The sequence below is a fragment of the Luteimonas sp. R10 genome (assembly GCF_045689605.1).
In the GTDB taxonomy this organism is placed as follows: Bacteria; Pseudomonadota; Gammaproteobacteria; order Xanthomonadales; family Xanthomonadaceae; genus Luteimonas.
In genome coordinates this window covers 1,549,132-1,569,835 of sequence record NZ_CP141262.1, presented here as the reverse complement: position 1 = coordinate 1,569,835, position 20,704 = coordinate 1,549,132, and the positions used below count along the sequence as shown (strand labels likewise).

Annotated in this window: 6 protein-coding genes; all 6 read right to left on the bottom strand. The window is 71.4% G+C overall.

Annotation, left to right across the window (positions count from 1 at the left end; genetic code table 11):
* Positions 1-63 precede the first annotated feature (63 nt).
* Positions 64-1,281, bottom strand: coding sequence for a type II secretion system protein XpsF (gene xpsF, locus U3649_RS06565; RefSeq protein WP_407354070.1), 1,218 nt, complete (start codon positions 1,279-1,281; stop codon positions 64-66).
* 145 nt (positions 1,282-1,426) lie between these two features.
* On the bottom strand, positions 1,427-3,160 hold the full coding sequence (gene gspE, locus U3649_RS06560; protein ID WP_407354557.1) for a type II secretion system ATPase GspE: 1,734 nt from the start codon (positions 3,158-3,160) through the stop codon (positions 1,427-1,429).
* Between the two features lie 282 nt (positions 3,161-3,442).
* The gene (locus U3649_RS06555) at positions 3,443-5,326 is read right to left on the bottom strand and encodes a S8 family peptidase (RefSeq protein ID WP_407354069.1); all 1,884 of its coding nucleotides are present in this window, start codon (positions 5,324-5,326) and stop codon (positions 3,443-3,445) included.
* Positions 5,327-5,429: 103 nt separating this feature from the next.
* Positions 5,430-15,272, bottom strand: coding sequence for an ESPR-type extended signal peptide-containing protein (locus tag U3649_RS06550; protein WP_407354068.1), 9,843 nt, complete (start codon positions 15,270-15,272; stop codon positions 5,430-5,432).
* A gap of 543 nt (positions 15,273-15,815) precedes the next feature.
* The gene (gene purL / locus U3649_RS06545) at positions 15,816-19,715 is read right to left on the bottom strand and encodes a phosphoribosylformylglycinamidine synthase (protein ID WP_407354067.1); all 3,900 of its coding nucleotides are present in this window, start codon (positions 19,713-19,715) and stop codon (positions 15,816-15,818) included.
* 84 nt (positions 19,716-19,799) lie between these two features.
* Positions 19,800-20,606, bottom strand: a complete 807-nt coding sequence (locus tag U3649_RS06540) for a thioredoxin fold domain-containing protein (protein ID WP_407354556.1) — start codon at positions 20,604-20,606, stop codon at positions 19,800-19,802.
* Positions 20,607-20,704: the final 98 nt, after the last annotated feature.

The window sequence follows — 20,704 nt, the reverse complement described above, 5'->3', positions numbered from 1 at the left end:
AGCGCCGCTGAAGCAGAAAACCGCCGAATAGAACGCCGACAAAACCGATAAGAATTCATGACATCAACCTATGACATTGGTGAGATCGTAAATCGGGATCAGCACGGCCAGGATCACGACCATGACGATGCCCGCCAGCAGCAGCGTGACCACCGGGACCAGCGCCGCGAGCATGCGGTCCAGGGCCTGCGCGGTTTCCTGCTCGAACGTATCGGCGGTCTTGAGCAGCATCGCGTCGAGCGCGCCGGATTCCTCGCCCACCTGGATCATCTGCAGCGCCAGCCGCGGAAAGCGCTTGCCGTGCGCCAGCGCGGCCGACAACCCGATACCGCCCTTGACCTCCTCCGCAGCCGCTTCGACATCGGCCGCGAGCGCGCGGTTCCCGAGCACGTTGCGGCCGATGCCGAGCGCCGCCAGCAGCGGTACGCCGTTGCGCAGCAGGGTGCCGAGCGTGCGCGCCAGGCGCGCGGTCTCCAGCCGCGCGACCAGCGAGCCGACGAAGCGGGTGCCGAGCAGCCACTGGTCGAAGCGGGCGCGGAACGCCGGGTTGCGCAGCCTGCGGTCGAACCACCACAGCGCCAGCGCCGGGACCGCCAACAGCAGGATCCACCAGTCGCGCACGAACAGGCCGATGCCGAGCACCACCTGCGAGAACAATGGCAGTTCGGCGTCGAGGCTGTCGTACATCGCGCCGAACTGCGGCACCACGTAGCCGAGCAGGAACAGCAGCGACAGCCCCACCATCGCCAGCAGGATGATCGGATAGATCAGCGCGTTGACCACGCGCCCGCGCAACGCCCGGCTGCGCTCGAGGTAGTCGGCCAGGCGCTGCAGCGTCTCGTGCAGGCTGCCGCCGGCCTCGCCCGCGCGCACCATGTTCACGTACAGCCGCGAGAAGGTGCCGTGCTGGCGTTCCAGCGCCACCGACAGCGGGCTGCCGCCGCGCACCGCGTCGCGGATGTCGGTGATGGTGCGCTTGGCGGCGGCGTCCTCCGGCAGGTCCAGCAGGATGGTCAGGCCGCGGTCGAGGGGCTGGCCGGCGGCAAGCAAAGTCGCCAGCTGCTGGGTGAACTGCACCAGGCGCTGGCCCGAGAAGGGCTTGGGCTTGAACAGCGACTTCCAGGCCGGCTCGCCGCCGACCTCGCTCGCCAGCCGCGCCTCCACCGGCAGATGGCCCTGCTCCTGCAGGCGCTGCACCACCTCGCCGTCGCTGGCGGCCTCCATCTGGCCGTCGAGCGTCTCGCCGCGGGTGTTCAGGGCCTTGTAGCGGTAAAGAGGCATTAAAGCTGAGATTCGGGATTCGGGATTCGGGATTCGGAGCAGCCTGGGACGAACGCGGCCACCGTGGCCGGAAGGCGGTCGAAGCGAGGCTGGCAGCGGTTCAGCCGCTCTTCCAATCCCCAATCCCCAATCCTCGATCCCGGCTTCATGCGTCCTCCGTCACCCGCAGCACTTCCTCGATCGTGGTGACGCCGGCGAGCGCCTTGACGATGCCGTCCTCGTACATGGTGCGCATGCCGGCGTCGCGGGCGAGGCGTTCCAGCTCGCCCATCCCGGCGTGGCGCATCACCGCGCGGCGCAGCTCGTCGTTCATCACCAGGAATTCCATGATCGTGGTGCGGCCGAGATAGCCGGTCGGCGCGAGTTCCGAGCCGCGCGGGCGATACAGGAAGATCTCGCCGTGCGGCTGGTAGCGGCGCAGGCCGAACTTCTCGATCTCCTCGGGCGATGCCGGATAGCGCTCGGCATGCGTCGGCTCCAGCCGGCGCACCAGGCGCTGGGCGAGGATGCCGTTGATGGTCGAGGTCAGCAGGTAGTCCTCGACGCCCATGTCGAGCATGCGGGTGATGCCGCCGGCGGCATTGTTGGTATGCAGCGTGCTCAGCACCAGGTGGCCGGTGAGCGCGGACTGGATCGCGATGCGCGCGGTCTCCAGGTCGCGCATCTCGCCGATCATGATGATGTCCGGATCCTGGCGCACGATGCTGCGCAGCGCATGGGCGAAATCGAGCCCGATCTGCGGCTTGGCCTGGATCTGGTTGATGCCCTCGATCTGGTACTCGACCGGATCCTCGACGGTGATGATCTTGACGTCGGCGGTATTGAGCTTGCTCAGCGCCGTGTACAGCGTGGTGGTCTTGCCCGAGCCGGTGGGGCCGGTGACCAGCAGGATGCCGTGCGGCTGTTCCAGCACGCGCTGGAACTGCGGCAGGAACTCGTCGGTGAAGCCGAGGCGGTGAAAGTCGAACACCACCGTCTCGCGGTCGAGCAGGCGCATGACCACGGACTCGCCGTGCGCGGTCGGCACCGTCGATACGCGCAGGTCGAGTTCCTTGCCCTGCACCCGCAGCATGATGCGGCCGTCCTGCGGCAGCCGGCGCTCGGCGATGTTGAGCTTGGCCATGATCTTGACGCGGCTGATCACCGCCGCGGTCAGGTTGGACGGCGGGCTCTCGCCCTCCTCCAGCACGCCGTCGATGCGGTAGCGCACCTTGAGCCGGTTCTCGAACGGCTCGATGTGGATGTCGGAGGCGCGCAGCTCCACCGCGCGCTGGATCACCAGGTTGACCAGGCGGATGACCGGCGCTTCGGAGGCGAGATCGCGCAGGTGCTCGACGTCGTCGACGTCGCCGCCGCCCTCGCCGTCCGCGGTCTCGACGATCGCGCCCATCGCGCTGCGGCCCTGGCCGTACCAGCGTTCCACCAGGTCGTCGATCTCGGAGCGAACGCCGACCAGCGGCTGCAGCTCGCGACCGGTCGCCAGGCGCACCGCGTCGACGGCGTAGGCGTCGTGCGGATCGGCCATCCAGACCGCGAGGCGCCCGCCGCGCTCGCCCAGCGGGCAGAGATGGAACTGTCGGAGAAAACGCGCCGACAGCGGCTGCGCATCCTCGACGAGCTCCGGCGGATTCTCGGGAAGCTCCTTGGCCGAGAGCAGCGGCAGGCCGAGCACCTCGGCGCAGGTCTCGGCGTGGTCGCGCTCGGACACCAGCCCGAGGCGGCCGAGCAGGGCCAGCAGGCTGCCGCCGGCCTCGGCATGCAGGCGGCGCGCGCGCGCGAGGTCGGCTTCCTTCAGCCGGCCCTTTTCCAGCAACCTGGCGATCAGGCGCTCTTCCGGCGCGGCGCCGTCGGGCGCGGACTCGCCGGGGGCTTCGAGCATCGCGTTCACGTGGTGCGGGCCTGTTGTCTCGTTCTGCGGGCGAGGCCGACTGTAGCAGTTCGAATGCGCGCTCGCTGTGCCGCCTCGCCCGTGGGCGAAGCTCGGCCGCAGGCCGGTTTCGAGCGGCTGCGACGCCTCCGGGCAACGGCGGATCGGCGTCCACCGTCGCGGCCGCGGACGATCCGACACGAGCGCCGAGGCCTGAACGCGCCCTCGCCACGCGGCCAAAGAAAAACCCCGGCCGAAGCCGGGGTTCTCCTGGTCGCACGGGAACTACGGAGCTCAGTTGTGGCGCGCCTGCAGCGTGACGTTGCTGAACGCACGCACGCCCACCAGCTTGACGTAGTACACACCGGCCGCCGGGCCGTTGATGCGGACCACCTCGCTGTTGCCCGGACGGGTCGAGTTCCAGTCCCCGGCACCGGCTTCCGGCTCGACATCCAGGCTCACGTGCAGCGAGACGTCGCCGCTGCCGCCGCTGGTGGTGATGCTGAGCGGACCGTTCACGCCGGCCGGGACCTCGATCGCGTACAGCGCCTCGCTGCCCGCCGCCCCGCTCAGGCCGCGGACCGGCACCTTGTTCAGCAGGTCGATGGCATCCGGCCCGCACACCTCGACTTCCGGGTCGCAGGGCTCTTCAAGCGCGGCATCCAGCGCCGCGGTGGGATCGACGATGCCGACGCCCAGAGGCGTGTTGGTCGGGATCGACACCGGGAACGCCCGCGCCGAATCCTTCAGCAGCGCTTCCATCTCGGCCGGGCTCAGCGGATCGCGCTCCGCCGCGACCAGCGCGCTCTGCACCAGCGCCGCCACCGCCGCGACGTGCGGCGAGGCCATCGAGGTGCCGGTATAACCGGTGTAGAGGTAATCGCCCGAATCCGGCGTGGTCGCCGCATCGGAACCAGCCTGCAGGATGAAGCCGTCCCAGCCGCCGTTGCCCGGATCCGCGCTGCCGCCGCCGCCCGGCGCCGACAGGTCGACCAGGTCCCCGTAGTTGGAGTACGAGGCCTTGCCGCCGGTGATGCGGGTGCCGCCGACGACGACCACGTTGTCGCAGCTGGCCGGACGGAAGTTGACGACGTTGGCGTTGCTGTTGCCGGCGGCGACCACCACCGTGCTGCCGTTGGCCACCGCGGTGTCGATCGCGCTCTGGTAGACCGCATCGCAGGGCGCACCGCCGCCCAGGCTCAGGTTGATGACCTCGGCCGGGTTCTCGTTGGCCGGGATGCCGTCGACGGTGCCGCCCGACGCCCAGACGATCGCATCGGTGATGTCGGACAGATAACCACCGCAGCGACCGAGCACGCGCACCGGCAGCACCTGGGCGCCGTGTGCGAGGCCTGCCGCACCCAGCGCATTGTTGGTGGTCTGTGCGACGGTGCCGGCGACGTGGGTCCCGTGCCAGGAGCTGTCCTGCACCGGCGAGCCGGCATAGCACTCGCTCGCGACCGGATTCCAGTCGCCGTAGTCCAGCGCGCCGGGGACGCGGTCGTCGGTGTCGCGGCGCGACACGAAGGTGTCGGAAATGAAGTCGTAGCCTTCCAGCAGCTGGCCGCCGGACATGTCGGGGTGCTCGGGCAGGATGCCGGTGTCGAGCACCGCCACCACCACGCCGTCGCCGGTGCTCACGTCCCAGGCGCCCTCGGCATCGATGCCGCCAGGGTTGTCGGTGCGGAAGTTCCACTGGTACTGGGCGAAGAACGGGTCGTCCGGGGTGAACTGCGGCTGCGCGTCCGTGGCCGAGCCCAGCGCGTAGTCGCGCTCGTCGATCACCGCGTATTCGACCGCCGGATCGGCCGAGATCTCGCGCACCAGGGTCTCCAGCGCGCCACGGTCGAGCTTCTGCGACAGGCGCAGCAGGTCGGCGCCGACGCCGAGCCGGCGCATGTGCGTGGCGGACACGGCGGCACCGCGCCCGGCCTTCATGCTCGCGCCGGAACGCGCCGCGGCCGACTCGACGACACGAGCCTTGGCCATGTTGCTGGTGCTTTCCAGGCTGCCATCGCGATATTTCACGATCACGCGCGCGCCCGCCTGCGCGGCAGCGGCAGGCTGATCGATCTTCGAGTCGCCGATCACCGCCTTCGGACCGGCGGCGAACGCGGCCGGCATTCCGATGGCCGCGGCAATCGCGGCGCACAACAGGCTCTTACGCTTCATCGACATCAAAACTTCTCCTCACGATTTGTGAATTGTCTTTGCTGACACGAAATGGCGGACCGTCCTTCCTGAGCCCCCTCCGGTAACGGGGCCGCTCCGCCGACATCCTTTACCAACCGAAACCGGCACCCACGCCGACCGACTTTTCGTCGCCGCTGAACGCGCCACCGATGGTCAGCGTCGCGCGATCGCTCATTGCGCGCTGATAGCCGACCGACAATGCGCTTTCGCCGCCCTGGAATCCGACGCCGACGCCGACCCGGTTCTGGGTGCGGATGCCGGCGGCGCTGGTCGCCATGTTCAGCATCGCCGCGCCCATCGCGCCCTGGCGATCGATACGACGGTCCTGGTCATGGAAACGACGCTCGACGTCGCCCTGGAAGGCTTCGAAGTTGTCGTTCCAGATTGCCGCCTGCGCGTCCGTATAGGCCTTGGACTCCGCAACACCGGACCTCACCTGGGCCACGTTCGCGGCATCAGTATCGGCGGTGCCGGCGGCGACATTGGTGACTTGGCGCTCGTTTCCGGCACTGCCGACCGACACCGTGCCGGCGCGATCGGCGACCGATCCCTGGCCCAGCGCGACCGACCCCTCGGCGGTGACCGAGGCGCCCTGGCCGACTGCGGTGCCCGAGGCCGCGCTGACGCTCGCGTTCTCGCCCATCGCCACCGCATTGGGGGCGGCGGCCGTGATCGCGGCATTGGCGCCGACCGCGGTGCTGCCGTCGGCATCGACGCGCGCATTGCCGCCGATCGCGGTGTCGTTCGGGCCATGGGCGTAGGCGCCGCCGCCGATCGCGGTGCCGTTCTCGGCGTTGGCGGCGGCGTTGGCGCCCACCGCGACGCCGTTCGTGCCCTCGCCCACTTGCGCGCCGTTGTCGGTCGCCTTGCCGCCGACCGCGGCGCGATCGCCGATGCTCCCGTTGCCGCCATTGCCGCCACTGCCATCGCCCGCGACCGCACTCACGCGCAGGTCGAGCATGCTGATCCGCGCATCGATCGCGCCGAGCGCGTCGCCCACGCTGTAGTAGTTCGAGCCCTGGATCGAGTAGGTCGGCGCCGCCACCGTGCCGAACGCGGTGACCGTCGCGCCGCCACCGAGCGCATCCGCCGCGCTCTGCAGCGCGGCGTACATCTGCCCGCCGTGGACCGCGTCGGTGCTGCCGGCGCTCACCGCGCCCGCGGCCAGATTGGTGACCACGGAGCCGTCCTCGCCCGCCAGGGTCACCGACGACTTGCTGTCGTCGTCGTAGACCAGCGCGTTCTCGGCGAGATCGCCGACGCTGCCGGCGACCTCGTTCAGCTGCGCCACGTTCACCGCATCGGTGTCCTCGGTGCCCGCCGCCACGTTGGTGATCTGGCGCTGGGTCGCCTCGTGCACGACGCCGTATTCGTCCGTCCAGGACTGCGAAGCGCCGACCGAGATCGTGTTGGGTCGATCGGCATGCGAACCCGCCCCCAATGCCACGCTATCGGCCGCCGCGGCATACGCGTTGGCTCCGAGCGCCAGGCTGTTGGTCCCGCTCGAAGCCACCGTGGCGCGCCAGCCCAGCGCGACCGCGTTGTCGGCGAGGCTCAGCGTGCCGCGGCCCAGCGCCATCGCGTTGACGCCGTCGGCCAGCGTGGTGGCGCCGATCGCGATCGCGTAGTCCTGGGTACTCAGCGCGCCACGGCCCACGGCGACGGCGCTGACACCGCTCGCCCAGGTATCCATGCCGACAGCCGTCGCGCCGGCGCTGTCGGCCCAAGCCCCATAACCGAACGCCGACGCGTTCGTCGCCGTCGCCCACGCCGAGGTGCCGAACGCAGTGGTGCCGTTCGCGGTGGCCCAGGCGTAGGCACCGGCCGCGGTGGCGTCGCCGCCGCTGGCCCAGGCATTGCTGCCGATCGCCGTGCTCCAGCTCCCGGTGGCGCGCGCCTTCATGCCACCGGCGAAACTGTCTCCACCCAGCGCCTGCGCACCGCTTCCGAACGCCGAGGCGTTGGATCCGGTGGCCAGGGCGCCCGCGCCCACCGCGGTCCCGTTGACTTCGGCCTGGGTCGCGACCAGCACCGGGTTGCCGTCCTCGTCGAGAATCGGGCTGTTGTACTGGTCGTACGCCTGCCCCAGGCCGCCCACTGCGACTGCGCCGTCTGCCGCCGCCGAACTGTTGAAGCCGACCGCGACGGCGTTGTCTCCCATCGCCATGGAGCCGCTTCCGAGCGCCGACGAACCCGCTCCATAGGCACTGCTGTTCGAGCCCACGGCCGTGGCGTAATCGGCATCGGCCATCGCGCCGGCGCCGGCTGCGGTGGATTCCTCGCCCGCCGCATAGGCGTCGGCGTCGCCGGTGGCCTTGAAGAAGCGGCCCGCCAGAAGCGCGCCGTCGGCGGCGTCGTTGAGCTGCCCGAGGTTCACCGCATCGGTCTCCTCGGTGCCCGCGGCGACATTGACGATCTGGCGCTCGCCGCCTTCCGTGCCCACCGATACGGTGCTGTCGCGGTCGGCCACCGACCCGTTGCCCAGCGCGACGCTGTTGTCCGCGTCCGCAAGGGAGTTGGCGCCCAACGCGGCGCTGTCCGCGCCGAACGCGGTGCTGTAGTAGCCCAGTGCCGTGCTGTTCGCGCCGCTGGCCCACGCCTCCGCGCCCAGGGCACTGGCATTGTCGGCCTGCGCGTAGGCGAAGTAGCCCAGCGCCGTGGCTTCCACGCCGTCGGCCTGGGCCAGGGCGCCGATGGCGGAGCTGTAGTCGCCCCAAGCACCCGAACCGGAACCGAAGGCGGACGACGCATCGCCGGCAGCCGCGGCGGGAACCAGGAAGCCGAGCCCCGGCACCAGGTCCGCGAGGCCGCCAACCGCGGTACTGCCCAGGCCGCTGGCGGTCGCATCCAGGCCCACTGCCGTCGAGAAGTCCGTCGACGCGGTGGCGCCGTAGCCCAGCGCCGTTGCACCGTAGCCGCCGGCGCTGCTGAAGCCGCCGTTCGCCGTGCTGTAGTCGCCGGCGGTGCTGCTGCTGTAGCCGGTCGCGGTCGACTGCAGGCCGTCGGCCGTCGCCGCAGCGCCGGTCGCGGTGCTGAACGCACCGTTGGCCTGCGCACCGGCGCCGAACGCCGAGGCGCCCACCTCCAGCGCCGTGGTCGTCTGGTCCAGCAGCACCTCGCCGGTCTCCGGATCCTCGTAGTACAGCCAGCCGCCGACCGCGGTGCTCGAGTCGCCGTTGGCCACCGCGTTGTAGCCGGATGCCGTCGCATACTGGCCGAACGCCTGCGCGCCGCTGCCGAACGCCGAGGCGCCCGCACCGTACGCGCCGCTCGAGGCACCGGTCGCCGTCGAGTAGTCGCCTTCGGCATAGGCATCCGATCCGCTCGCGGTGGAGTCGATGCCGTCCGCAAAGGCTTCGCCGTCGCCGGTCGCCTGGAAGTACTTGTTGCTCGCCGTCGCCTCTTCCAGCTGGTCGAGGTTCACTGCGTCGGTGCCCTCGGTGCCCGCCGCCACGTTGGCGATCTGGCGCTCGTCGCCGGCCGACCCCACCGAGACCGTGTTCTCCCGGTCCGCCACCGAGCCCTGGCCCAGGGCCACGCTGCCCGCGGCCGAGGCCTCCGCGTCCGAGCCCAGGGCGATGCTGTTCTCGCCGCTCGCCGTCGACAGGTTGCCCAGTGCCGTGGCATTGGTTCCCGGCGTCCAGGCGCCGCCGCCCACCGCGGTCGAATAGTCGCCCGACGCCTCGGTCGCCACCAGGCCGAAGAACGCACCGCCCACTGCCACGCTGTTGTCGCCGCTGGCGATCGAGTTGGCGCCGATCGCCGTCGCGTCGAAGTTGCTGGCGCTGGACGCGAAGCCCACCGCGGTGCCGTTGTCCGCGGAGGCTTCCGCACCGTAGCCCAGCGCGGTCGCGCCGAAGCCGCCGGCGACGCTGAAGCCGCCGTAAGCCGCCGACCCGTCGCCCGCGGCCATGCTGCTGTAGCCGGTGGCGGTGGCCTGCAGCCCATCGCTCGAGGCCGCCGCGCCGGTCGCGGTGCTGAACGCGCCGGTCGCCTGCGCACCCGCGCCCAGCGCCGACGCGCCTGCCGCACTCGCCGTCGTCGTCTGGTCCAGCAGCACCTCGCCGGTCTCCGGATCCTCGTAGTACAGGCTGCCGCCGATCGCCGTGCTCGAATCGCCCGTGGCCACCGCGTTGTAGCCCGACGCCGTCGCGTACTGGCCGCCCGCGATCGCGCCCGAGCCGAACGCCGAGGCGCCCGTACCGTAGGCGCTGCTGGTCGAACCGACCGCGGTGGCGTAGTCCGCTTCCGCGTACGCGTTCGAGCCGGCCGCCGTGGCATCGGTCCCGTCCACGAACGCCTCGCCCTCGCCGGTCGCCTTGAAGTATTGGTTGTACTGCGTCGCCTCCTCCAGCTGCGCCAGGTTCACCGCGTCGGTGTCTTCGGTGCCTTCGGCCACGTTGGCGATCTGGCGTTCGGCACCCGCCGATCCCACCGAGACCGTGTTCTCGCGGTCGGCTTCCGAGCCCGCGCCCAGCGCCACGCTGTTGATCGCCGAGGCGGTCGCGCTCTCGCCCACCGCCGTCGCGCCGTCCGCGTCCGCCCAGCTGTTCCAGCCGATCGCGGTCGTGTACTCCGCCGTCGCCCAGGCCCCGGCGCCGAACGCCGCCGCACCCGTGCCCGACGCGCGCGCCGGGATGAAGCCGAAGAACGTGCTGCCGCCCACCGCCACGCTCTCGTCACCCGTGGCTTCGCTGAACTCGCCCAGCGCCACGCTGCTCACGCCCGAGGCCACCGCCGACACGCCCACCGCCGTGGCGTAGTCCATCGACGCGTCGGCGCCGTAGCCCAGCGCCGTCGCACCGTAACCGCCGGCACTGCTGAAGCTGCCGTTCGCCGTGCTGTAGTCGCCGGCGGTGCTGCTGCTGTAGCCGGTCGCGGTCGACTGCAGGCCGTCGGCCGTCGCCGCTGCGCCCGTCGCGGTGCTGAACGCACCGTTCGCCTGCGCACCGGCGCCGAACGCCGAGGCGCCCACTTCCAGCGCCGTGGTGGTCTGGTCCAGCAGCACCTCGCCGGTCTCCGGATCCTCGTAGTACAGCCAGCCGCCCACCGCCGTGCTGCTGTCGCCCGTGGCCACCGCGTTGTAGCCGGAGGCCGTCGCGTACTGGCCGAACGCCTGCGCACCGCTGCCGAACGCCGAGGCGCCCGCGCCGTAGGCGCCGCTCGAGGCGCCCAAGGCGGTCGAGTAGTCGGCCTCCGCGTATGCGTTCGAGCCGGCCGCGGTCGCGTCCGTCCCGTCCGCGAAGGCCTCGCCCTCGCCGGTGGCCTTGAAGTAGCGGGCCGTTTCCGCCGCGCCCTCGGCCACTTCGTTGAGCTGTCCCATGTTGACCGCGTCGGTGTCGTCGACGCCGTCGCTGACGTTGACGATGCGCCGCGTCTCCGGATAGCCACCCGCCCCGGTGCCGTTGCCCACCGATACCACGTTCTCCGCGCTGGCGCGCGATCCGGCGCCCAGCGCCACGCTGTTGGCGCCGTTCGCCCAGGCGTTCAGGCCGATCGCGGTGGCGTTGATGCCGCCATAGGCATACGCGTCGCGGCCGATCGCGGTCGAGCCCACCGAGGTCGCCCAGGCGAGCTGGCCGACCGCCGTGGTGTTATCGGCCGTCGCCCATGAGGATCCGCCCACCGCCGTGCTGTTGAGCGTGGTCGCCCGCGAGCTGCTGCCCAGCGCCACGCTGGCGCTGCCGCTGGCGGTCGAAGTGTTGCCCAGCGCCGTGGCATTGGTACCGCTGGCCACCGAAGAAATGCCGACCGCAGTCGTGCGCGTATTGCTCGCCTCGGCGCCGTAGCCCAGCGCAGTGGCGAAGTCGCCGCTGGCGTCGGCAAAACCGCCGTTGGCGGTCGAAGCCAGGCCGGTGGCCGCGCTGCTGTAGCCGGTGGCCGTCGACTGCAAACCGTCGGCCGTCGCCGCTGCGCCGGTCGCGGTGCTGAACGCACCGTTGGCCTGCGCACCGGCGCCGAACGCCGAGGCGCCCGCTTCCAGCGCCGTGGTGGTCTGGTCCAGCAGCACCTCGCCGGTCTCCGGATCCTCGTAGTACAGCCAGCCGCCGACCGCGGTGCTCGAGTCGCCGTTGGCCACCGCGTTGTAGCCGGATGCCGTCGCATACTGGCCGAACGCCTGCGCGCCGCTGCCGAACGCCGAGGCGCCCGCACCGTACGCGCCGCTCGAGGCACCGGTCGCCGTCGAGTAATCGCCTTCGGCGAAGGCATCCGATCCGCTCGCGGTGGAGTCGATGCCGTCCGCGAAGGCCTCGCCCTCGCCGGTCGCCTTGAAGTACTGGTTGTACTGCGTCGCCTCCTCCAGCTGCGCCAGGTTCACCGCGTCGGTGTCTTCGGTGCCTTCGGCCACGTTGGCGATTTGGCGCTCGGCACCCGCCGATCCCACCGAGACCGTGTTCTCGCGGTCGGCTTCCGAGCCCGCGCCCAGCGCCACGCTGTTGATCGCCGAGGCGGTCGCGCTCTCGCCCACCGCCGTCGCGCCGTCCGCGTCCGCCCAGCTGTTCCAGCCGATCGCGGTCGTGTACTCCGCCGTCGCCCAGGCCCCGGCGCCGAACGCCGCCGCACCCGTGCCCGACGCGCGCGCCGGGATGAAGCCGAAGAACGTGCTGCCGCCCACCGCCACGCTCTCGTCACCCGTGGCTTCGCTGAACTCGCCCAGCGCCACGCTGCTCACGCCCGAGGCCACCGCCGACACGCCCACCGCCGTGGCGTAGTCCATCGACGCGTCGGCGCCGTAGCCCAGCGCCGTCGCACCGTAACCGCCGGCACTGCTGAAGCTGCCGTTCGCCGTGCTGTAGTCGCCGGCGGTGCTGCTGCTGTAGCCGGTCGCGGTCGACTGCAGGCCGTCGGCCGTCGCCGCCGCGCCCGTCGCGGTGCTGAACGCACCGTTGGCCTGCGCACCCGCGCCCAGCGCCGAAGCCCCCACTTCCGACGCCGTGGTGGTCTGGTCCAGCAACACTTCGCCCGTCTCGGGGTCCTCGTAGTACAGGCTGCCGCCGATCGCCGTGCTCGAATCGCCCGTGGCCACCGCGTTGTAGCCCGACGCCGTCGCGTACTGGCCGCCCGCGATCGCGCCCGAGCCGAACGCCGAGGCGCCCGTGCCGTAGGCGCTGCTGGTCGAACCGACCGCGGTGGCGTAGTCCGCTTCCGCATACGCGTTCGAGCCGGCCGCCGTGGCATCGGTCCCGTCCGCGAAGGCCTCGCCCTCGCCGGTCGCCTGGAAGTACTGCGTGCTGGAAGTCACCGCCTCCAGCTGCGCCAGGTTCACCGCATCGGTGTCCTCGGTACCCGCCGCCACGTTGGCGATCTGGCGCTCGGCGCCCGCCGCGCCCACCGAGACCGTGTCCTCGCGGTCGGCCTCGGAGCCCGCACCCAGCGCGACACTGTTCACCGCCGCCGCGTTGGCGAGGAAACCCACCGCGGTCGCGTTCTCGACCTGCGCGTAGCTGCCGCTGCCGAGCGCGGAGGATCCGTCGCCGTAGGCCGCCGCCAGGACGCCGAGCGCGGTCGACTGCACGCCGGTCGCCTCGGCCAGCGTTCCCGCTGCCGTCGCACCCAACCCAGTCGCCAGGGCGCCATTCCCCAGCGCGGTCGAGGCCACGCCCGTGGCTTCGGTGGCCTGCAGGATGAATCCCGGCAAGCCGATGATCAGGTCGCCGTAATCGGCGATACCGCCCACCGCCAGCCCGTAGTCGCCGCTCGCGGTGCTGCCATAGCCCACAGCCGTGCCGTAGGTGCCGGTCACGTTGCTGAAGGCACCCACTGCCGTCGCGTAATCCGTGGTCACCGAACTGCTGTAGCCCAGCGCGGTGGTCTGCAGACCGTTGGCGACGGCCGCGGCGCCGGTCGCGGTACTGAACGCACCGTTGGCCTGCGCACCGGCACCGAATGCCGAGGCGCCCACTTCCAGCGCCGTGGTGGTCTGATCCAGCAGTACCTCGCCGGTGTTCGGATCCTCGTAGTACAGCCAGCCGCCGACCGCGGTGCTCGAATCGCCTTCGGCCACCGCGTTGTAGCCAGAGGCCGTGGCGTACTGCCCCCAGGCCTGTGCACCGCTGCCGAACGCGGACGCGCCCTGGCCCGCGGCGTAGCTGCTCGAACCGGTCGCCGTCGAGTAGTCACCCTCGGCGTAGGCGTCCGATCCGCTCGCGGTGGAATCGACGCCGTCGGCGTAAGCCTCGCCCTCGCCGGTGGCCTGGAAGTACTTGGTGCTCGCCGTGGCCTCTTCCAGCTGGTCGAGGTTCACCGCGTCGGTGCCCTCGGTGCCCGCCGCCACGTTGGCGATCTGGCGCTCGTCGCCGGCCGATCCCACCGAGACCGTGTTCTCCCGGTCCGCCACCGAGCCCTGGCCCAGGGCCACGCTGCCCGCGGCCGAGGCCTCCGCGTCCGAACCCAGAGCGATGCTGTTCTCGCCGCTCGCCGTCGACAGGTTGCCCAGTGCCGTGGCATTGGTTCCCGGCGTCCAGGCGCCGCCACCCACCGCGGTCGAATAGTCGCCCGACGCCTCGGTCGGCAACAGGCCGAAGGACGCGCCGCCCACCGCCACGGCGTTGACGCCATTCGCCTGTGCGCCCCGGCCGACGGCGACGCTGTCGTCGCCGTCCGCCACGCTGTCCGAACCCACCGCCAGGCTGTTCGAGCCGGACGCCTGGCTGTAGTTGCCCAGCGCCGTGCTGTTGAAGCCCGTCGCCGTCGCGTAGCCGCCGACTGCGGTGGAGTAGTCACCGCCGGCTTCGGCCGCGTAGCCGTAGGCCGCCGCGGATTCGCCCGCGGCGCTGCTCTCCGCCCCGACCGCCGTGGCGACTGCACCGGCGGCGTCGCTGAAGGCGCCCAGTGCGACCGTGCCGTCGCTCGAAGCGGTGGCACCGTAGCCCACCGCCGTGCCGTATTCGCCGAGCGCGAACGCGCCGCTGCCGAAGGCGGATGCGCCGTCGGCCAGCGCCAGCGCGTCGGAGCCGACCGCGGTCGCGTAGCCGCCTTCCGCCGTCGCCCCAGAACCGGCGGCGAGCGATTCGTCGCCGTCGACCAGGGCGCTGCCGGCGCCGCTGGCCTGGAAGTAGTTGCTGGTTTCCTCCGCGGTATCGGCCACTTCCTCGAGCTGGGCGACGTTGACGGCGTCGGTATCGTCGACGCCAGCGGCCAGGTTGACGAGGCGACGCGTGGCCGGCGCACCCGCCGGGCCGGCGGCGTCGCCGGTGCCGATGGAAACCGTATCGGCCTGGTCGGCGATCGCACCGTGGCCGAGCGCGACGGCGTTGCCGGCGCCGGCCTGCACGACGGCGTTGCGGCCCACCGCGGTCGCACCGTCGGCGCGGCCCTGCGCCGCGAAGCCGACCGCCGTGCTCCAATTGTTGAGCGCCTGCGCGTTCGAGCCGAGTGCGGTGCTCGCCGTCTGCTGCGCGAGCGCGCCGGCGCCGAAGGCGGCGGTGTTGGTGGCCATCGCGCGACTGTTGCCGCCGACGGCGGTGCTGCTCACCGCCGTCGCCTGGGCGCCGGCGCCGGTCGCGGTCGAACCCGCGCCCGAGGCGATGGCGCGGGATCCGGCTGCGGTGGAATCGACGCCGCTCGCATTGGCCAGTTGGCCCACGGCCACCGCGTTGCCGCCGCCGGCAACCGACCCGGCGCCGATCGCGATCGCGTTGCTGCCGGAAGCGTCGGCGCTGCCCGACACGGCGCAGCTGTCGGGCGTGGGCACGCCGCCGGGCAGGGTTTCGCAATCTTCGTTGCCGCCGATTTCCACCGACTGGGCGATCGCCAACGGCGACGCCATGCCGAGCAGCAGCACGCTCAGCGCGACCGCCAGGGAAGTGCGGCGCGGAGCCGAGGTACCGTCGTCGCAACGCTTTCCTGCGCTATCGCCCGATGCCAGCTCCGAGGCCACGACCAGCTGGCCCAGCGATTCGTTCCAAACCTTTCGATAGATGCGATTCATCGACACTGCCCCTCGGTTTTGATCGGTTGTATGTGCAGAAAAAACAGGCCGCGCATGCAAGGCATGCGCGGCCCTAGTTCGATTCACTCGGACTCGATCCCGGAAAGGAATTCCGGAGACGCGGCTGCGCCGCGTTCGTGCGGATGGAATGGATCAATCAACCTGAGTGCTCCCCCACGACCCATGTGATCCGGCTGCTGTTCCTCGCGATGCGGTCGCTCGAGCCCCAACCCGCATCGGCAAGCAGTCAGCCGGAAGAGTGGCTCGATACTCGCAGCGACTGACGCGCTGCGTCAAGTTTTGCTGCGTCGCGCCATCTGTCGCATGGAAAGAACACAAAAATGTGACAGAAGTCCGATTATTGATGCGGATCGCGCATCGACTGAGGGAACCGCCCCCGGTCGAATCAAAAAACGGAAGTGCAGGCAAGGGCTTCCCCGCGCTTGTTGAGAGCGCAGGCGAAGTCGTCGCGAATCGAAAGCCGGGACCGCCGCGTCGGGCGGCAGCCGGCGGGAGGCTACCGCTGGCCCGCCATGGCCGGCGTCAGCCCACCCAGGCGCGGGCGTTCCGGAACATCCGCAGCCACGGCGAGGTATCGCCCCAGGACGGCGGCTGCCAGCTGAAGTTGACGCCGCGCAGCGTACGCTCCGGATGCGGCATCACGATCGTGGCGCGGCCGTCGTCGCTGCACAGGCCGGCGATCGCGTCCACCGAACCGTTGGGATTGGCGGGATAGGCGATGGCGGCGCTGCCGTCGCCCTGCACGTAGCGCAGCGCGACAGGCGCGGTGGCCGGATCGGCGTCGCCGTCGAATGCGGCCCGGCCCTCGCCATGCGCGACCGCCACCGGGATGCGCGAGCCTTCCATGCCGCGCAGGAACAGCGACGGCGAGTCGGTCACTTCCAGCAAGCCCAGCCGCGCCTCGAACTGTTCGCTGCGATTGCGCAGGAACCGCGGCCAGTGCTGCGTGCCGGGGATGATGTCGCGCAGCTGCGACAACATCTGGCAGCCGTTGCACACGCCGAGCGAGAAGCGGTCGTCGCGGGCGAAGAACGCGGCGAACGCGGCGCGCAGCGCCGGATGCTCGAGGATCGACGTCGCCCAGCCGCGGCCGGCGCCGAGCACGTCGCCGTAGCTGAAGCCGCCGCAGGCGACCAGGCCGGCGAAGTCGTGGAGGCTGGCGCGGCCGGCGATCAGGTCGCTCATGTGCACGTCGACCGCGGTGAACCCGGCGCGGTCGAAGCCGGCTGCCATCTCGATCTGGCCGTTGACGCCCTGCTCGCGCAGGATCGCGACCCGCGGCCGCGCGCCGGTGTTGACGAAGGGCGCCGCGATGTCGTCGTCGGGATCGAATGCGAGCACCGGCTGCAGACCCGGCGCATCGAACCGGCGGGCGCCGTCGCGCTCCTCGTCGGCGCAGGCCGGGTTGTCGCGCAACCGCTGCATCGCATGGCTGACCGACCACCAGGCGTCGAACAACGCCTCCCAGCGCCACTCCGCCAGCACGTCCTCGTCGTCGAGCACCCGCACCACCGGGGCGCCGGTCGGACGCGCGATGCGCTGCGCGCATTCGATCAGGCCATGGCGCGCGACCAGGTCGGCGAACTCGACGCGATCGTCCGCGGCGATCTCCACCACGGCGCCGAGCTCTTCGTTGAACAACGTGCGGAACACGTCCTCGCTGCGGTCATCGCCCCAGCCGTCGAGATCGATGTCGAGGCCGACATGGGCACAGAACGCCATCTCGCACAGGGCCGCGAAGGCGCCGCCGTCGGAGCGGTCGTGATAGGCGAGCAGCAGGCCGGCTTCGCGCGCGGCGCGGATCAGCTCGAAGAACGCGCGCAGGCGCGACGGATCGTCCAGGTCCGGGCAGGCGCCGCCGAACGCGCCGTGGCACTGCGCCAGGATCGAGCCGCCCAGCCGCTGCTTGCCGGCGCCCAGGCCGATCAGCCACAGCTCGGTGTCGCGGCGCCCGGACAGCAGCGGCGTGAGCTGGGCGTGCACGTCGACCACCGGGGCGAAGGCGCTGACGATCAGCGAGACGGGCGAAACGCTCTGCTGCGTTTCGCCGGCTTCCGACCGCCATTGCGCCTGCATCGACAACGAGTCCTTGCCCACCGGGATGCTGAGGTCGAGCTGCGGGCACAGTTCCATGCCGACCGCCTTCACCGCCTCGAACAGCTTCGCGTCCTCGCCGTCGTGGCCGGCGGCGGCCATCCAGTTCGCCGACAGCTTGATCCGGTGCAGGGTCTCGACCGGCGCCGCGCACAGGTTGGTGATCGCCTCGCCGACCGCCATGCGCGCGGCCGCGGCGGCGTCGAGCAGCGCCAGCGGCGTGCGCTCGCCGATCGCCATCGCCTCGCCGGCGTCGCCGTCGTAGCCGGACAGGGTGATCGCGCAGTCCGCCACCGGCATCTGCCAGGGGCCCACCATCTGGTCGCGTGCGGTCAGCCCGCCGACGCTGCGGTCGCCGATGGTGACCAGGAAGTTCTTCGCCGCCACCGTCGGGTGGGCCAGCACGCGCAGGCCGGCGTCGTGCAGGTCCAGCCCGCGGCTGTTGACCGCCGGCCAGCGCGCATGCGCCGGATGCGCGGTATCGCGGTGCATCTTCGGCGCCTTGCCGAAGAGGACGTCCATGGGAAGGTCGATCGGGTACTGCCGGGACTCGGGACCCGGCCCCTCGGTCACGGACGCCCCGTAGCCGGCCACCAGCCGCTGCTCGGCGGTGGCGTGCCCGACCACCGCGAACGGGCAGCGCTCGCGCTCGCACAGGGCGGCGAAGACGCCCACGCGATCGCGGGGAATGCCGAGCACGTAGCGTTCCTGCGCCTCGTTGCACCACAGCTGCATCGGCGACAGCGAGGGATCGTCGCTGGGGACCTTGCCCAGGTCGATCACGCCGCCGACGCCGGAATCGTGCAGCAGCTCCGGGATCGCGTTGGACAGGCCGCCGGCGCCGACGTCGTGGATCGACACGATCGGGTTGTCCGCGCCCAGCGCCACGCAGCGGTCGATGACCTCCTGGCAGCGGCGCTGCATCTCGGGGTTGTCGCGCTGCACGCTGGCGTAATCGAGGTCCTCGGCGCTGCTGCCGCCGGCGACCGAACTGGCGGCGCCGCCGCCCAGGCCGATCAGCATCGCCGGGCCGCCGAGCACGATCACCGCATCGCCGGGCGACAGGGTCCTCTTCTGCACCAGCGGACGGTCGACCGCGCCCAGTCCCCCGGCCAGCATGATCGGCTTGTCGTAGGCCCACGCAAGACCGGGATCCTGCGGCAGCTCGAAGCTGCGGAAGTAACCGTTGAGGTTGGGCCGGCCGAACTCGTTGTTGAAAGCCGCGGCGCCGATCGGCCCGTCGAGCATGATTTCCAGCGCCGGCGCCATCCGCGGATTCAGCGTGCGCGCCTGCTCCCATGGCTGCGGCAGCGTCGGAATCCGCAGGTGCGAGACCGAGAAGCCGCAAAGCCCGGCCTTGGGCTTGCCGCCGCGGCCGGTCGCGCCCTCGTCGCGGATCTCGCCGCCGGCGCCGGTGGCCGCGCCCGGGAACGGCGAGATCGCGGTGGGGTGGTTGTGGGTCTCGACCTTGATGCAGAACGCGCTCTCGGCCATCGGCTCGGCGCGGTACTCGCCGGTGGCCGGATCGGGGCGGAATCGCCGCGTCGCATGGCCCTCCACCACCGCGGCGTTGTCGCTGTAGGCCGACAGCGTGTGTTCCGGCGTCCGCGCATGGGTGTGGCGGATCATGCGGAACAACGACTGCGGCTGCGCCTCGCCGTCGACGGTCCAGCCGGCATTGAAGATCTTGTGGCGGCAGTGCTCGGAATTGGCCTGCGCGAACATCATCAGTTCGACGTCGGACGGATCGCGGCCGAGTTCGCCGTAGCGCTCGCGCAGGTATTCGATCTCGTCCGCGGCCAGGGCCAGGCCGAGGCGCGCATTGGCGGCCTCGAGGTCGTCCGGCGCGACCCGTTCCAGCATGCCGCGCTCCGGGACCGCGAACAGTTCCGAGGCCGCCTCGTGCGAATCGAGCAGCGACTGCGTCATCGGGTCGTGCAGCCGCCGCTCCAGCGCGGCGATCTCGGCGGCGGCCGCGGCATGCGGCCAGCCGGAAAGGTCGATGCGGACGCCGCGCTCGACGCGATGCAGCCGCAGGCCTGCATCGCGCAGCAGCTCGGTGGCCTTGCTGGCCCAGGGGGAAATCGTGCCCAGGCGCGGGGCGACCAGGCGGGTGATCGCGCCATCGCCGCGCGGCGCCGGACCCGCAGCGGCCTGCAGGATGCGCTGCAGCGCCTCCGCGTCCGGCTGCGCACCGGCCTCCGGATCGATCCAGTACACGTGGCGCGCATCGACGATGCGCAGCGACGGAACGAGGGCCTGCAGGCGGGATTCGAGCCGTTCCAGGCGGAACGGCGACAGGGCCGGCTGGCCCTCTAGGACGATCATGTCCGGGGAGGCGTGTGGGGCGGGGGCGCTATTGTAGCGGACGTGCCGACGCCCGGTTCCGTCGGCCGTGGCGGCATGCAGGGTTCAGCCGCCTGCCGCCTCCGCATCCAGTTGCTCGAGCGCCTGGCGCAGGGCCTTGGGCGGCATGTAGCCGGGCATCTGCACGCCCGACTCGGTCACGATCATCGGCGTGCCGGTCAGGCCGATGCGCTGGCCGAGCGCGTAGTGCATCGCCACCGGATTGGTGCAGTTGCGCTTGGGCACGCGCTTGTCGCTCTTGGCGTCTGTCAGCGCCTGGCGGCGGTCTTCCGCGCACCACACCGACACCATCTCCTCGAAGTCGGGGCTGGCCGGCCCCATGCGCGGGAAGGCGAGGTACTCGATGGCGATGCCCTGGCGGTTGTACTCGGCGATTTCCTGGTGAAGCTTGCGGCAATAGCCGCACTCGACGTCGGTGAACACGGTGACGGTGTACTCCGGATCGTCCGGCGCGAACACGATGCGGTCGCTCTGCGGCACCTTGGCGATCAGCTCCCGGCGCACTTGCGCCAGGCCGGCCTGGCTCAGGTCCTTGCGCGCCTCGATGTCGAACAGCGAACCCTGCAGCAGGTAGCGGCCATCGTCGCTGACGTAGAGCACCTGGCCGCCGACCACGACTTCGCGGAACCCGTCGATCGGCGCCGCAGCCACCCGGTCCACCGCGACCTGCGGATTGAGCTTGCGGATCGCCGCCACGGCGCGGCCATCGGCCGTTCCCGCATCGGCCTCGCTCCCCGCCTCGGCCGAGGCGGCGGCAGGCTCCGCGGCACCGTCGCCATCGCCGGGCGCCGGAGACTGCGCGCAGGCCGAGAGACTGAAAGCGCCGAGCAGGACGAACAGGAGAGACTTCATGCGGGCCATGCCACCATTCGGGATCGGAACGGCCATTGTCTCACGGCCCGGCCGCAGTCCCGCCGAGCACGGGCGCACGCTTCGGGCGGCCGATTGCG

Coding starts and splice junctions, on each gene's coding strand:
- gspE (WP_407354557.1), bottom strand. CDS start 3,160: ATGCTCGAAGCCCCCGGCGAGTCCGCGCCCGACGGCGCCGCGCCGGAA.
- xpsF (WP_407354070.1), bottom strand. CDS start 1,281: ATGCCTCTTTACCGCTACAAGGCCCTGAACACCCGCGGCGAGACGCTC.
- U3649_RS06555 (WP_407354069.1), bottom strand. CDS start 5,326: ATGTCGATGAAGCGTAAGAGCCTGTTGTGCGCCGCGATTGCCGCGGCC.
- purL (WP_407354067.1), bottom strand. CDS start 19,715: ATGATCGTCCTAGAGGGCCAGCCGGCCCTGTCGCCGTTCCGCCTGGAA.
- U3649_RS06550 (WP_407354068.1), bottom strand. CDS start 15,272: ATGAATCGCATCTATCGAAAGGTTTGGAACGAATCGCTGGGCCAGCTG.
- U3649_RS06540 (WP_407354556.1), bottom strand. CDS start 20,606: ATGAAGTCTCTCCTGTTCGTCCTGCTCGGCGCTTTCAGTCTCTCGGCC.